Below are 14957 nucleotides of genomic sequence, written 5' to 3' on the forward strand. Positions count from 1 at the left end.
GCATTAACAGCCGCACACTCTTGCGATCCACAGGACAACGTTCGACGTGAAAAAAACCATCGCTAAAAATAACAAATCATCCTGGCTGCCCCTCGCTCTCGCCCTGGCGGTCAGCTCAGCGCTGCCCCAGGCGTTCGCCGCCGATGCCATTCATATTCAGGCGCAGCCACTGGGCCAGGCCTTGAGTCAGCTGGGCCAGCAAACCTCGCTGCAGGTTTTTTTCAGCCCGGAACTGGTGGCCGGCAAACAAGCCCCGGCAGTCGACGGTAATCTCTCGCCGGAACAAGCCTTGCGCCAATTGCTGCAAGGCAGCGGTCTGCAATACCAGATCGATGAAGGCTCGGTGACCCTGATGCCAGCCCCGACTTCCGCCGCCAATGGCCCGCTGGAGCTGGGCGTGACCGACATCAAAGTGGTCGGCGACTGGCTCGGTGATGCCGACGCCGCTGTGGTGCAAAACCATCCCGGCGCGCGTACGGTGATCCGCCGTGAAGCGATGGTCGAGCAGGGCGCGATGAACGTCGGCGACGTATTGCGTCGCGTACCCGGCGTGCAAGTGCAGGACGCCAACGGCACCGGCGGCAGCGATATTTCCCTGAACGTTGGCGTGCGTGGCCTGACCTCGCGCCTGTCGCCACGCTCCACTGTGCTGATCGATGGCGTGCCGGCCGCCTTCGCCCCTTATGGCCAACCGCAGTTGTCCATGGCGCCGATTTCCTCCGGCAACCTCGACAGCATCGACGTGGTGCGCGGTGCCGGTTCGGTGCGTTATGGGCCGCAGAACGTCGGTGGCGTGATCAACTTCGTCACCCGCGCGATCCCGGAGAAGGCCACCGGCGAAATCGGCACCACCCTGGAAACCACCCAGCGCGGCGGCTGGAAACACATCGACACCGCGTTTCTCGGTGGCACCGCCGATAACGGCATGGGCGTGGCGCTGTTGTATTCCGGGGTGAACGGCAACGGTTATCGCAAAAGCAACAACAGCAATGACATCGACGACGTGATCCTCAAGACCCATTGGGCTCCCACCGATCAGGACGATTTCAGCCTCAATTTCCATTACTACGACGCCAGCGCCGACATGCCCGGTGGCCTGACGCAGAAGCAGTACGACGCCGATCCTTTCCAGTCCGACCGTGACCATGACAACTTCAGCGGCCGCCGCAAGGACGTGTCCTTCAAGTGGATTCGGCAGATCGACGACCGCACCCAGGCCGAAGTGCTGACCTACTATTCCGACAGCTTCCGTGGCAGCACCATCGCCGCCCGCGACCAGAAAACCCTCAGCTCTTATCCGCGCACTTACTACACCTTCGGCATCGAACCGCGGGTGTCCCATGTATTCGATCTGGGCCCGACCACTCAGGAAGCCAGCGTTGGTTATCGCTACCTGAAAGAAGGTATGCATGAAGAGTCGAGCCGTCTGGCGTTGGTGAACAATCAGCCGGTGGTCACCAAAACTTCCGATGGTCATGTGTTCCAGGACCGCACCGGCGGCACCGAAGCCCACGCCGTGTACATCGATGACAAGATCGACGTCGGCAACTGGACCGTGACCCCCGGCATCCGTTTTGAAAGCATCAGCACCGAATGGCACGACAGGCCGGTTCTCGACACCGCCGGCAAACCTGTGCAGGAAAAACGCCGCAGCATCGACAGCAACGAACCGCTGCCGGCCCTGAGCGTGATGTATCACATGTCCGAGGCCTGGAAGCTGTTCGCCAACTACGAAACCTCGTTCGGCAGCCTGCAATATTTCCAGCTCGGTCAGGGTGGTTCGGGTGACAACACCGCCAACGGCCTGAACCCGGAAAAGGCCAAGACCTACGAGATCGGTACGCGCTACAACGATGACGTGTGGGGCGGGGAAGTGACGCTGTTCTACATCGACTTCGATAAAGAACTGCAGTACATCAGCAACGATGTGGGCTGGACCAACCTCGGCGCCACCACGCACCAGGGCCTTGAAGCCTCGGTGCACTACGACATGGCGGCGCTGGACCCACGGCTCGACGGCCTGACCGCCAACGCCGGTTTCACCTACACACGCGCGGTTTATGAAGGCGAGATTCCAGGCTTCAAGGGCCGCGACCTACCGTTCTACTCGCGTCAGGTGGCCACCGCCGGGCTGCGTTACGACATCAACCGCTGGACCTACAACCTCGATGCCTTTGCCCAGTCCAGGCAGCGCTCGCCGGGCACCGCGGTGAACGCTGATGGCAGTTTCAGCGGCAACTACATCACCGAAGGTTCAGCAGACGGCCAGTACGGCGACATTCCGGGTTACGTGACCTGGAACGTGCGTGGCGGTTATGACTTCGGCTCGCAACTGTCGAACCTGAAAGTCGGCGCCGGGGTGAAGAACATTTTCGACAAGCAGTACTTCACCCGCTCCAGCGACAACAATTCGGGGATGTACGTCGGCGCCCCACGCACATTCTTTGTGCAGGCCAGCGTCGGGTTCTGAGGCGGTGATGGCGCTGAACCGGCTATGGGTCGGTTCAGCGATAACCGGTTCAGGTGTTCACTCGGGAATCCTGAAATCGATGATCGGCCCCGGATTGCCCGCTAGATCTGCGCCCTTGACGCAGACCTTCTGCGGGCCTTCGGCAGCTGAGACATGAAACACCCCGGTGGATGCCGAGACTCGTTGATACCCTTGCGCTGAATCGCAGTCGACGTTCTGTACCCGTCCGTTTTTGTAGCGATACTGATCGGGGGCGAGATCCGGTGAAACCGGAAATACCCTGATGTCAAAATCATTACCGTGGGCCAATTCAATCTTATAGGTGGGCGTCAACGGTGCCGGTGCTTCCATCAGCCAGCGCCAATACACACTGGGGGTTCGCCCCTCCCATTGGCCTGGCACGTCCGTTGGTCGCTGTTGGCCGACAAGGCAAAGAAAATACAGCCCCGCACCGTCCTTCAGTTCGCGACTCAATTGATTGGTGACGCCCGGTTGAGTGACTTGAACCTGGCTGTAGCTATCAAGTGTCTGGCAATCGGCCAAGGTGCGCGTGTAGCGATATCGGTAATAAGGGGCATCCAGGGTAAAGGGCTGATGCCACTGCCAGGGCACGATCTGGCCCTGCTCGTCACGTTCGACCTTGATGTAGTCGCTCGACTGCGATGACGCGGGGAAAGACCAGGCGGAGCCCATTGGGCAGGTGCCCAGGCGCGAGTTGAAGCGGCCCGCGATAAAGCAACCGTTCAGGCCTTCGGCGGCGGAGGCATAGTTGGTGTCGGGGTGCTTGTCGACCGTGCCATCAACCACTTCACAGGGTGCTCCTCTGTCGCAGCGATTACGGCCGCTGCCGCGTGTAGTAGTGCCTAATACGCCCACGATTTCATTGCTGTAGCGTGAGAGTTGCGGTGAACCCGAGAGCCCGTTAACGACGTCGAGACAGCGGTTGCTCGTTTGCCCGACCCAACGCCACGGGCCTTCGAGAATCGCCGCCGAGTGTTCCTGTTTGCACGCCATGCGCTGGATGAAACCGTCGACCGGCGCGCCGACGATTAAAATGTCGGTGTCGGGCGTTAGCGTGTGTTCGGCAAGCTTCAGCGGATGTATGCCATCGCTGATCAATTGCCCAAGCGTCTGATCCAGTTCAATGATGGAAATGTCCTGGCCACGCAGAGTACTCCAGTTGATCCGGCTGACAGCGTAAGAGCGGCTTCGCGTCTGGGTGTCATGAAAAAAATTGAACGTCACGCGACCGGTTGCAGGCTGATTGACGATGACCTCGTTGTCGCCTATTTCCGGGTGAGTGCAGTGCCCGGAGGTCAACACGTAGGCCGGTTGTGTCAATGCGTCGGGATCTCGCGTGTCGATGAGCGTACCGGAGCAGGTCATGCCGCTGTCCACCTCGACACGCCCGATAGCCTGCCAGTGGGAGTAACGCCCTTCGGCGTTGGACAGCCGCTCGGCCGGGGCAAAGTTGGGGGCGCCTTCGCCCCAATCAAAATAATCGACCGATGCACAGCCTTGGAGCAGGCCGATCAGGGTAACGGTCGATCCCAAGCCAGCGAGCATGTGCATGTTCGATTCCCTCAGTCAAAGGACGAGGGTTCAACATGCTGCATACAAGATAGCGTGTCTACTGTCAGATCTGACAGGTGTGTGCTGAGTGTTTAAACCTTCAACACCTTCCCGCCAATCGCCACGGCCACCAGCAACACTGCCATCAACCCAAAGGCAAAACTCAAACTGCTGCCATGGGCGATAAAGCCGATCACCGCAGGCCCGGCGAGAATCCCTGCATAGCCCAACGTGGTAATGGCCGGCACGGCGATGCTTTCCGGCATGACGGTCTGTTTGCCGACGGCGGTGTACAGCACCGGCACAATGTTCGAGCAGCCAGCCCCCAGCAACGCATAACCCACCAGCGCCGCCTCCCACGCCGGTGCGAATGTCGCCAGTGCCAGGCCCGCCGCGGCCGTCAGCCCACCGAACACAATCACCCGCGTATAACCAAGGCGGCGAACAATCCTGTCGCCGGTCAAGCGCCCGACGGTCATGGTCAGCGCAAATGCCGCATAACCCAGCCCCGCATACGCGGTGTCGATTCCGCGCTCCTGCGCCAGGAACACCGCGCTCCAGTCGAGCGCCGCGCCTTCGGCCAGGAACACGATGAAACACATCCCGCCGATAAACAGCACGATGCCATGGGGCACGGCGAATGCCGGGCCGGAGCTTTCACTGCCGTAAGGCAACAGGTGCGGCGCGGCTTTAAGCAATGCCAACACTAGAATCACGATCACCACCAACATCGCCCCCAGCGGCGAAAAACCCAAACCGAGCAGGGCGCTGACACCCGCCGCGCCGACGATCCCGCCGAGGCTGAACAGCCCATGAAAACCCGACATCATGGTCTTGCCGCTGGCCCGCTCGACGATCACCGCTTGCAGGTTCACCGTCGAATCCACCGTGCCCAGGCCCGCGCCGAACATGAACAACGCCGCGATCAACGCCGGAATCGTAGACACCGTTGCCAACAGCGGTAGCGCCGCACAGATCAACAAAGTCCCGCCGCTCAACACCCGACGGCAGCCGAAGCGCGTCGCCAGAATCCCGGCCATCGGCATCGCCAGAATCGAGCCCACTCCCAGGCACAACAGCAACAGCCCAAGGGTTCCTTCATCCAGCCCGGCCCGTGCCTTGGCGTAAGGCACCAGCGGCGCCCAGGCCGCGATGCCGAAGCCTGCGATGAAAAAGGCGATGCGGGTGGACATCTGTTCCAGACGTCCGGGGACGAAGGTGGCTTGGGTGTTGAGGTTGGTCATATCAATCCTTGGCAAAAAACGTCGCGTCCCCAAGGGACAGTGAACAACCACAAAGGGTTCGATCATCACGTCCGGGCGGGTCGCAGTCAGGCAGGGTGACATCCTTGCACAGCCAGCCGCTGTTTCGCGATATCGTCGACACTCAATTGTTCATAGAGAGGGGGCGCCATGACGCGGATGTACGATGCCCGGGGCAATATCTATGCGGTGGTGACGCCTGACACCCTGCGTGGTAACGGAATCGAATTGCCTGCGCTGGCCAGCGATGCCGCGCAGGCCCGTGAAGTCTGGGCAATGTCCGCCATTGAGGCATTCTGCGGCTGGGCTCCCGGGACACAACCACCCGGCAGCAAGGCGCATCGTTGCGATGGACTGCTGGTGGGGCCGTTTCAATCGTCGCCGCCGTTTGACCTGCTGATCGTCAACACCGACGGCAGCCTGGCCGAGCGCAGTGGCAACGGCCTGACGATTTTTTCCCTGGCCCTGAGTGAACAAGGGCTGATGCCGAAAGAGGCCTGTCAGCTGCGGGTTCATCACGACAAGAGCGACGCGGTTTCGCCGGTGGAGACTTCAGTGAAACCCGCTGAAATCGATGGTGTGCAAGGGTTCTGGCTGGATTTGGGCAAACCTTCGTTCGGGCCGCAAGCGGTGCGCGCGCGCGAGGTTGAACGCGTGACACTGAATGATCGTGAAGTCAGCCATGTGCAGCCGTTGTCAGCGCTTGATCCTGTCTGGAACCGGAGCCAGTTTGTGCGCATCGGCAATCCGCATTGCGTGACGCTGCTGGCGAATGCCGACGCGTTGCCGAGCAATGAGCAGATGCGTGAGCCGCCATTGGCGCAAGACTTGATGCGTATTGCCTATGCCATGCCGACCGGGGCAGGGCAGCCGTGTCCGGCGGGTGTGAACCTGCAATGGGCAATGCTTGAATCCGAGGGCCGAATCGTTGCGCGGGTGTTCGAGCGTGGCGAAGGGCCGACCGCCTCGTCGGGCACCAGCGCCAGTGCGGTGGCGTGTGCGGCGTGGCGAGTGGGTTGGGTGGCGGCCGGGGCAGTGAAGGTGGTCATGCCTGGCGGCACGGCGCCGATTTTGCTGGAAGAAGTGGATGGTGAATTGAGTCGGGTGAGGTTGTTTGGTACAGCGCGGTTGATGGGTTGAATTCAAGATCGCCTTCGCGGGCAAGCCTCGCTCCTACAGATATCCGCGCTAACCCTGTAGGAGCGAGGCTTGCCCGCGAAGAGGCCCGCACTGTCAGCGAAAACTCAGAGCTGATCCGCCCATTCCACCACCGGCATCTGCCGCTTCATCAACACCTTGCCCCCGCGAACCGAGTACAGCGGCAGCCCCTGGCTGCGGATCACCTCGTAATCGCTGTCCGCCGACAGAATCAGCAGATTCGCCGGCCGTCCCTGTTCCAGCCCATAGCGATCGCCCAGGTTCATGGCCTTGGCACTGTTGTCGGTCACCAGATCCAGCGCGCTCTGCAGATTGCGATAACCGAGCATGTGGCAGATGTGCAAACCAGCCTCGAGCACCCGCAGGATATTGCCGTTGCCCAGCGGATACCACGGGTCGACAATCGAATCCTGGCCGAAGCACACATTCATCCCCGCTTCGAGCAACTCATTCACCCGGGTCACGCCACGGCGTTTCGGAAAGCTGTCGAAGCGTCCTTGCAGGTGAATGCTTTCGGTGGGGCAGGAGACAAAGCTGATCCCCGAATGCCCGAGCAGCCGAAAGAGCTTGGCGCAGTAGGCGTTGTCGTAGGAGCCCATGGCCGTGGTGTGGCTGGCGGTAACGCGTGAACCCATGTCGCGGCTGCGGGCCTCTTCGGCCAGCACTTCAAGGAAACGTGAGTGCGGGTCGTCGGTTTCGTCGCAATGCACGTCCACCAGGCAACCGGTGCGTTCGGCCAGGTCCATGAGGAACTTCACCGAGCTCACGCCCTGATCCCGGGTGTATTCGAAATGCGGAATACCCCCGACTACATCGGCGCCCAGGCGGATCGCTTCTTCCATCAGCTCCCGACCGTTGCGGTACGACTCGATGCCTTCCTGAGGGAACGCGACGATTTGCAGGTCGATCAGATGACGGCTTTCCTCGCGGACTTCGAGCATTGCCTTGAGCGCGGTCAGCTCCGGGTCAGTGACGTCGACGTGGGTGCGCACATGCTGGATGCCGTGGGCGGCGAGGGTCTGGATGGTCTTCTTGGCGCGGGTCTTGGTGTCTTCGTGGGTGATGGTCGCCTTGCGTTCGCCCCAGCACTCGATGCCTTCGAACAGCGTGCCGCTCATGTTCCAGCGCGGCTCGCCGGCGGTCAGGGTGGCGTCGAGGTGAATGTGCGGCTCGACGAAGGGCGGCACCACCAGATTACCGCCGGCGTCCAGGTCGTCAGGCCCCAGTGATGGGGCTTCGGTTTGCCGGGCGATGCTGTGAATCAAGCCGTTTTCCAGGTGCAACTCATGCAGGCCTTCTTGGTTACGCAGGCGGGCGTTGATGATGTGCATCAGGCAATCCTTCTTATATATCTTGGAGTGGCGCGTCGGCGGTACGGGCACCCAGTACGCCGGTCAATAACACATACGTTAGCGCGGCAGCGGCAATCCCTACCAGCGGCGCGACCCATGGCGAGTTGAAGGCGGCGACCGTGCCGACCGCATAGGCAGTCAGGCCAGACCAGTTGAACGCGGGCAATTGCGTATCCGCCAGGCGGGGATAGTGACCCCGATAGCGGAAGAAAAAATCCGCCATGATCACCCCGCCAATCGGCGGAATCACCGTGCCCAGCAGAATCAGGTAAGGCACCAGCATGTCGTACATGCCCAGCAGTGCCAGCAGCGTGCCGATCACCGCGCCGGCCAGGGTCACGGTTTTGCGGCGGTCGGTGCGCAGCAGGTTGCAGCCAGCGACGGCGAAGTTGTAGATGGTGTTGTCCTGAGTACTCCAGATGTTGAGCAGCAACATCGCCATCGCGGCCATGGCGAAGCCTTGCAACAGCAGCACTTCGACCACGTCCGGTTGCTGATAGACGATGGCGCCGTAGGCACCGATCAACACCATCAGACCGTTGCCGACGAAGAAGCCGATCAGGCTCGCCAGCACCGCCACCCGCGCCGAACGGGAGAAGCGTGTCCAGTTGGTGGCCTGCGTCGCACCGCTGACGAATGTGCCGAACACCAGGGTAATCGCGGTCGACCAATCCAGCGTTCCCGTCGGCACCACCGCGAGCAAGCCCTCGAGGCCGCCGACCTTCACCGTCGCAACCCACATCGACAGCATCAGCAGCAACATCATGGCTGGCACCGCGATGTACGACAGAATCTCCAACCCACGATAGCCGATGTAGGCCGTGGCACAGAAGCCCAGGCCAAACAGCACCATCAACCCCAGAACCGTGCCCTCGCTCAGTTCGAAATACTTGCCCAGCACCACAGCCGCCGTCGCGGTGCCCCAGGCGTACCAGCCGATCTGGGTGAAGCCGAGGATCAGGTCGCTGAGTTTGCTGCCCACTTCACCAAAGCAGAAACGCCCCATCAGCACCGAGTTGAGGCCGCTTTTGAAGGCAATGTAGCCCAGCCCCGCGGCGTAGATCCCCAGCAGTAGATTGCCGACAATAATCACCGCCATCATCTCGCCGAAACTGAACGCCACACCGAGCTTGCCGCCGGCAAACATGGTCGCGGTGAAGAAGGTGAAACCCAGTAGCACCATGGCGGTGGAGGCAAGTCCCTTGCGAGCATGCATCGGGACTTCGCTGAGGGGGTAATCGTTGCCCGAATCATTCTGCGTCATGTGGCGTTCCTTGCTGGATGGAGGACGCGGGGGGTATTGCAGTGGTCGTGCCAAAGCTGAGCTGGCGTAATTATTTATAGTCGAGCACGGAGATTTAGCGGGTGGCGGGCACGAAAGCGGTGCAATTGAAGGAACACAGCACCCATGTGGGAGCGAGCCTGCTCGCGATAGCGGTCCGCCAGTCACCTTGATGCTGGATGTGCCATTGCTATCGCGAGCAGGCTCGCTCCCACAGTAAATGCGCTGTTTTCAAGAGGGTTTTTGCAGGGGTAAAAACCGCAGCAGCGCCGCAACGATCGCCTCCGGCGCATCCTCCTGAACCAGATGCCCGGCATTGGCAATGGCGTGAAATTGCGACCCCGCAATCATCTGATGCAGCGCCTGGCCGCGCTCAATGGGAATCCACTGATCGTCCTTCCCCCAAAGAATCTGCACCGGGCAGCGAATCGTCGGGTACAGCCCTTCGACCTCGCGGGTATAACGTTCATCCATCTGCGCGATCTGCCGATAGAACGCCGCTTGTCCCGGGTCTCCCAACCAAGGCTGCACATAAGGCGCCAGCTCATGATCGGGAATCTCGCGCTTGATCGCGCCACGAATGTAGGTCGGCACAATCGCCCGCTGAATGTAATCGGGCGCTCCACTGAACGCGGCTTCATGCTGACGCACATGCTGTACGAACGGCGATCCCCAGGGCGACAGCGCCACCGGGTCGATCAGCGTCAGGCTGCGGTAATCCTTGCCATTGAGCAGGTGCGCGCGCAACGCGGTGGCGCCGCCGAAATCGTGGGCCACCACGTCTGGCCGTTCCAGGCCCCAGTGCTCCAGCAGTTGCGCCAACAGTTGGTTTTGTACGCCCAGCGACACATCGCCGTCCGGCTGTGTGGATTGCCCGTAACCCAGCAGATCGAAGTAGTGCACCCGGTGCGTGGTGATGAAGTGCGGCGCAATCCGGTGCCACACATAAGAAGAGAAGGGTGTGCCATGCACGAACACCAACGGTGGACCGTCGCCACGCACGGCGTAGCGCACGGAATGCCCGTTGAAACGATAGGTCTGAGCCAGCGGCCAGTCAGCCATGGTAGCGTCCTCTTGGCATGTGCGAGCCAAGAAGCATAAGCATAAAAAAACAGCCATTGAAGGCTGTTTCTCTATTCACTGACGAAACGCAGTTGCCCTTGTGGGAGCCCTGTGGCGAGGGGGCTTGCCCCCGTTGGGTTGCGAAGCAGCCCCAAGATCTTTGATACACCAAAGATCTTGTGAGTGCTACGCACTCAAACGGGGCGATGCGGCGTTCCGACAAGCCCCCTCGCCACAGAATCTCCCACAGGGGATTTTCGTTGTCTTTAGATCGGTTTATTCGCCGCGATAGATGCAACCGCTGGTGCAGGTCTCGTGGATACGAATCGCGCTGAGTTCCGGCAGCAGGGGTTTCAATTCATTCCAGATCCACTTGGCCAGCACTTCGCTGGTCGGGTTTTCCAGGCCGGGAATGTCGTTCAGGTAGTTATGGTCCAGACGCTCGTAGAGCGGCTTGAAGATCGCCTTGATTTCCGAGAAGTCGCGGATCCAGCCGGTGTGCGGATCGAGGTCGCCGCTCAGGTGAATCGCCACTTTGAACGAGTGACCGTGCAGGCGACCGCACTTGTGGCCGTCCGGCACGTGGGGCAGGCGGTGGGCGGACTCGAAGGTAAACTCTTTGAAGATTTCCACAGTGATGTTCAGCTCTGTCAGGTGGCGATCGCCGCGGCGATATGGGCAGGTGGCGAGTTTAACAGCTTGTCCTGACTAAAGGGTCAGCAAGCGCTCGCCCAAGCGACCGTTGGCGGTCAGTTCGAGGAATTCGTCACCCAGCCTGCGGCTTTCATCCATTGTCGCGCGCCAGTATTTCCGCCGGCTCGGGGCGTCGCCCATGAAGCGCTTGAAGTCGTTACGGTCCGGCAGTTTGCCGTAGGGCAGGCGCGACAGATATTCCTTTGACGGCGCCAGCAACAGAACATCCTGCAAGCGCGCAGGACAGGCGCGGCGCCACGGCAGTGTCTTGTCGAACCAGCCGGGGATCACTCGATCAGTGAAGTGCGGATACAGCACAATGTCGTTGCCGCTGTAGGGCAAGTCGAGGTGATAATCCAGCAGACCGCCATCGCGAAACGTCCCGGCGCCGGCACCCGGCAGGTCGCGCACGCCTTGCATGACCATCGGGATCGAACCCGAGGCGAGCAGGGCCTGGCGCAGGTTGCCGGCATCCAGCGCAACGAAGCGCGACGGGAAGTCATTCAGCGTGTTGACGGGTGGCGCCAGACGCGGGTCGTGGATGATCAGCCGCTCGAAATGCCGCGACAGCCGCGCGCGCCCGCGCAGGTTGTCGGCGATCACCGATGACAGGCCCAGCCCCAGCCGACCGCGATGATCGTCCGCCAGCAGGCCATGGCTTTTGACCACCATGATGTTCAGTCGGTAGTGGGCGTTTTCCAGAATCGACGCATCGCGGCCGTCGAGCAAGTCATCGAGCATGCGCTGGGAGCTCTGGCTGATCTGCGCCATGGTCACGCCCTTGGCGAAATTCTGCTCGGTGTACAGATGACCGAGGCGGCGGATGCCTTCGGCGGCATCCGGCAGGCTGGCGCTGGCGAACCGCCAGGAACCCACCGAGGCGCCGATCAGCGAACGCTCCCGGGGCGCCGCCGGCAGCCATTCGCCGAACAGCGCCAGATCCAGCCCCTGAATTCCCAACGCTTTCGGGCCACCGGCGGCGCCCGGCAACGTGCCCACATCGGCGGCGCTCAAGCCATTTGCACGGATGCGCGCCAAGGCCCGCGGGCCGGCCTTGAGGGTCAGGGAAGGGAACTTGATGTGGATCGCGGTCATACCGGTCTCGATGTCTGGCAGGCGGGGGATTATAAGCGCGTGTCAGACAGCGCAGCGCACAATCTGTAGGAGCCAGGCTTGCCGGCGAAGGCGATTTCGAGGACGCCTTCGCCGGCAAGCCTGGCTCCTACCGGGATTTGTGTGTGTCAGTAATGTCGCGTTGCAATCATCAATGATGGCAATTCAGTTTCAGTTAAGTTCGAATCACTAAGGTAGCTCTCGTAGCAACACATAAAAAAATACGGAGACACCCCATGAAAATCCTGACTGCCCTGTTCACCGCCTCCATTATCGCCATGACCGCCAGCATCGCTCACGCGCGCGACCTCGGCCCCGACGAAGCCCTGAGACTGCGCGACGCTGGTACCATTGTGTCCTTCGAGAAGCTCAACGCCACGGCATTGGCCAAACATCCCGGCGCCAAAATCAGCGAAACCGAGCTTGAAGAAGAGTACGGCAAGTACATCTACCAGGTGGAACTGCGCGACCCGCAGGGCCTTGAGTGGGACCTGGAATTGGACGCTGTCGGCGGGCAGGTTCTCAAGGATCATCAGGATACGTAATGAAGGTGTTTTCTTTAAATCGCCGCACCAGCAGCCGAATGGCGCTGGCGCTCCTGGCTTTTTGCTCGGTGGTCATGGCCCGCGACCTGGATCAGGACGAGGCCCTGCGCCTGCGCCAACAAGGTGTGATCCTGCCGCTGGAGCAGCTCTTGCAGCAAGCGCTGGACCTCTATCCCGGGGCCAAGCTGCTGGAAGCCGAGCTTGAGGAAAAACACGACGTCTACATTTACGAGGTCGAGCTGCTGACCACCGAAGGCGTGGTGCGCGAGCTGGACCTCGACGCCACCACCGGCCACTTACTGAAAGACAAGGAAGATTGACCGATGCGTTTGCTCCTGGTGGAAGACCACGTGCCGCTGGCCGACGAATTGATGGCCGGCCTCAACCGGCAGGGTTACGCCGTGGACTGGCTGGCTGACGGCCGCGATGCGGTGTATCAGGGCAGCAGCGAGCCTTATGACCTGATCATCCTCGACCTCGGACTGCCGGGTTTGCCGGGGCTCGACGTGCTGGCGCAATGGCGGGCCGGCGGCTTGGCCACGCCCGTGCTGATCCTCACGGCGCGCGGTTCCTGGGCCGAGCGGATCGAAGGCCTAAAGGCCGGCGCCGATGATTACCTGAGCAAACCGTTTCACCCCGAAGAACTGCACCTGCGAGTCCAGGCATTGTTACGCCGCTCCCATGGCCACGCCAATCAGCCGACGCTCAAGGCCGCAGGTTTGCATCTGGATGAGGGGCGCCAGTGCGTGACCCGCGACGGCGCCGACATCCAGCTCACCGCCGCCGAGTTTCGCCTGCTGCGCTATTTCATGCTGCACCCCGAACAGATCCTTTCCAAAAGCCATCTCGCGGAACACCTTTACGACGGTGAAACCGAGCGCGATTCCAACGTGCTGGAAGTCCACGTCAACCACCTGCGACGCAAGCTCGGCCGCAGCGTGATCGAAACCCGTCGCGGTCAGGGTTACCTGTTCGGCGGGCAAGCCCAGTGAGATCGATCCAGCGCCGTTTGAGCCTGGGCCTGATCAGCGTGATGGTGATCGTCGGCCTGGTGCTGGCGCAAACCAGCCTGTGGCTGTTCGAAATGGGTTTGCAGCGCTACCTCGAAGCCGGGTTGCGCAACGACAGTGAAAACCTGCTGGTGGCGCTGGTGCGTGGCCCGCAGGGGTTGCAGCTGGATGAACGGCACTTGGCGCCGGCCTATCAACGACCGTTCTCCGGGCATTACTTTCGTATCGATTTCGCCGACAGCCATTGGCGTTCCCGTTCGTTATGGGATCAGGAGCTGCCGCAGCTTGAACACCCTGGCCTGCATAGCAATCTGCAATTGGGGCCGGAAGGCCAGCAGCTGTTGGTATTGCGTTCGGACTACCGTCGGTTGGGCCAGGCGATTTCCATCAACGTCGCCCAGGACTATACCCCGGTGCGCGAGAGCTTCCGGCGCATGCAACAGGTCGGCCTCGGGTTGGGGCTGGCGGGGCTGTTGCTGATATTGCTGTTGCAACGGATCACCGTGCGCCGAGCCTTGCGCCCATTGGAAAAGGCCCGCGAGCAAATCGCCCAGTTGCAGCAGGGCCAGCGTTCGCAACTTGACGAAGAAGTGCCTCTGGAGCTGGAACCGCTGGTGGCGCAGATCAACCATTTGCTGGCACACACCGAAGACAGCCTCAAGCGCTCGCGCAATGCCTTGGGCAATCTCGGCCATGCGTTGAAAACCCCGCTGGCGGTGTTGTTGAGCCTGGTTTCAAGCGAAAAACTTGATGCTCACCCGCAGCTGCGCAAAGTCATGCAGGCGCAACTGGAACAGGTTCAGCAGCGGCTCAATCGTGAACTCAACCGTGCCCGGCTGTCCGGCGATGCATTGCCTGGGGCGTTGTTCGATTGCGATGCGGAACTGCCGGGGTTGCTGGCCACGTTGAACATGATTCACGGCGAACACCTCGACTTGAGCTACCGGGCTCCGGCCGGTTTGCAACTGCCATGGGATCGCGAAGATCTGCTGGAGTTGCTGGGCAACCTGCTGGATAACGCCTGCAAATGGGCGGATGCCGAGGTTCGATTAAGCGTGGTCGAAGCAGCAGAAAGGTTTGAGTTGAGCGTGGAAGACGATGGCCCGGGCATTCCCGAAGACCAGCGCGCTCAAGTGTTCAGTCGCGGTACCCGGCTCGATGAACAGACGGATGGGCATGGCCTGGGATTGGGCATCGTGCGCGACATCGTCGACACGTGGGGCGGGGTATTGAAGTTGCAGGAAAGCGAGTGGGGCGGGTTGAAAGTGACAATCGAGCTCCCCAAACGCTGACCCCGATCCAAAGAACGCCGCTTAACCTGTGGGAGCGGGCTTGCTCGCGAAGACGGTCCGCCAGTCACCTTGATGCTAGATGTGCCATTGCTATCGCGAGCAGGCTCGCTCCCACATTGGATCTGTGTTGCCTGCAAATTTTGTGG

At 61.1% G+C, this 14957-nt stretch carries 13 protein-coding genes; 6 read left to right on the forward strand and 7 right to left on the reverse strand.

Annotated features, from left to right (window positions below; genetic code table 11):
• The first annotated feature begins 46 nt into the window (after nucleotides 1–46).
• On the forward strand, nucleotides 47–2470 hold the full coding sequence (locus PMI30_RS10230; protein WP_008011518.1) for a TonB-dependent siderophore receptor: 2424 nt from the start codon (nucleotides 47–49) through the stop codon (nucleotides 2468–2470).
• A gap of 57 nt (nucleotides 2471–2527) precedes the next feature.
• On the opposite strand, the gene PMI30_RS10225 is transcribed toward PMI30_RS10230, so the two are convergent.
• Together PMI30_RS10225 and PMI30_RS10220 are read right to left on the reverse strand one after the other, a co-directional pair.
• Nucleotides 2528–4042, reverse strand: a complete 1515-nt coding sequence (locus PMI30_RS10225; protein WP_008011520.1) for a hypothetical protein — start codon at nucleotides 4040–4042, stop codon at nucleotides 2528–2530.
• 92 nt (nucleotides 4043–4134) lie between these two features.
• Nucleotides 4135–5286 carry an MFS transporter gene (locus PMI30_RS10220; RefSeq protein WP_008011521.1) on the reverse strand — a complete coding sequence of 384 codons (1152 nt, stop codon included), beginning with the start codon at nucleotides 5284–5286 and terminating at the stop codon, nucleotides 4135–4137.
• A gap of 168 nt (nucleotides 5287–5454) precedes the next feature.
• On the opposite strand from PMI30_RS10220, the gene PMI30_RS10215 reads away from it, so the two are divergent.
• Nucleotides 5455–6444, forward strand: a complete 990-nt coding sequence (locus PMI30_RS10215; RefSeq protein WP_008011524.1) for a diaminopimelate epimerase — start codon at nucleotides 5455–5457, stop codon at nucleotides 6442–6444.
• A 104-nt stretch (nucleotides 6445–6548) separates the two neighbouring features.
• Here the strand turns inward: PMI30_RS10215 and codA are convergent, their stop codons facing one another.
• The 5 genes from codA to PMI30_RS10190 all read right to left on the reverse strand — a co-directional run bounded on the left by codA (nucleotide 6549) and on the right by PMI30_RS10190 (nucleotide 11946).
• A complete protein-coding gene (gene codA, locus PMI30_RS10210) occupies nucleotides 6549–7793 on the reverse strand; it encodes a cytosine deaminase (protein WP_008011526.1) in 1245 nt (414 codons plus the stop codon).
• Between the two features lie 13 nt (nucleotides 7794–7806).
• Nucleotides 7807–9078, reverse strand: coding sequence for a cytosine permease (gene codB / locus PMI30_RS10205; RefSeq protein ID WP_008011528.1), 1272 nt, complete (start codon nucleotides 9076–9078; stop codon nucleotides 7807–7809).
• Nucleotides 9079–9327: 249 nt separating this feature from the next.
• Complete coding sequence (locus tag PMI30_RS10200; protein ID WP_008011531.1) at nucleotides 9328–10158, reverse strand: alpha/beta fold hydrolase; 831 nt, start codon at nucleotides 10156–10158, stop codon at nucleotides 9328–9330.
• Between the two features lie 276 nt (nucleotides 10159–10434).
• Nucleotides 10435–10791, reverse strand: coding sequence for a 6-carboxytetrahydropterin synthase QueD (gene queD, locus PMI30_RS10195; protein ID WP_003173033.1), 357 nt, complete (start codon nucleotides 10789–10791; stop codon nucleotides 10435–10437).
• 75 nt (nucleotides 10792–10866) lie between these two features.
• The gene (locus PMI30_RS10190; protein ID WP_008011533.1) at nucleotides 10867–11946 is read right to left on the reverse strand and encodes a patatin-like phospholipase family protein; all 1080 of its coding nucleotides are present in this window, start codon (nucleotides 11944–11946) and stop codon (nucleotides 10867–10869) included.
• 254 nt (nucleotides 11947–12200) lie between these two features.
• Here PMI30_RS10190 and PMI30_RS10185 point away from each other — a divergent pair, with 254 nt between their 5' ends.
• From PMI30_RS10185 to PMI30_RS10170, 4 genes are read left to right on the forward strand one after another with little or no spacing between them, the layout of a single operon-like run.
• Nucleotides 12201–12509 (forward strand): PepSY domain-containing protein, encoded by a 309-nt coding sequence (locus PMI30_RS10185; protein WP_008011535.1) that lies wholly within the window; start codon nucleotides 12201–12203, stop codon nucleotides 12507–12509.
• Nucleotides 12509–12829, forward strand: a complete 321-nt coding sequence (locus tag PMI30_RS10180) for a PepSY domain-containing protein (RefSeq protein ID WP_008011536.1) — start codon at nucleotides 12509–12511, stop codon at nucleotides 12827–12829. The genes PMI30_RS10185 and PMI30_RS10180 overlap by 1 nt, the downstream gene beginning before the upstream one ends.
• 3 nt (nucleotides 12830–12832) lie before the next feature.
• A complete protein-coding gene (locus PMI30_RS10175) occupies nucleotides 12833–13501 on the forward strand; it encodes a response regulator transcription factor (RefSeq protein WP_008011538.1) in 669 nt (222 codons plus the stop codon).
• Nucleotides 13498–14811: a sensor histidine kinase gene (locus PMI30_RS10170; protein ID WP_008011539.1), complete on the forward strand. Its 1314-nt coding sequence runs from the start codon at nucleotides 13498–13500 to the stop codon at nucleotides 14809–14811. The genes PMI30_RS10175 and PMI30_RS10170 overlap by 4 nt, the downstream gene beginning before the upstream one ends.
• Nucleotides 14812–14957: the final 146 nt, after the last annotated feature.

Origin of the sequence: Pseudomonas sp. GM50 (assembly GCF_000282375.1) — a bacterium.
GTDB lineage: Bacteria > Pseudomonadota > Gammaproteobacteria > Pseudomonadales > Pseudomonadaceae > Aquipseudomonas.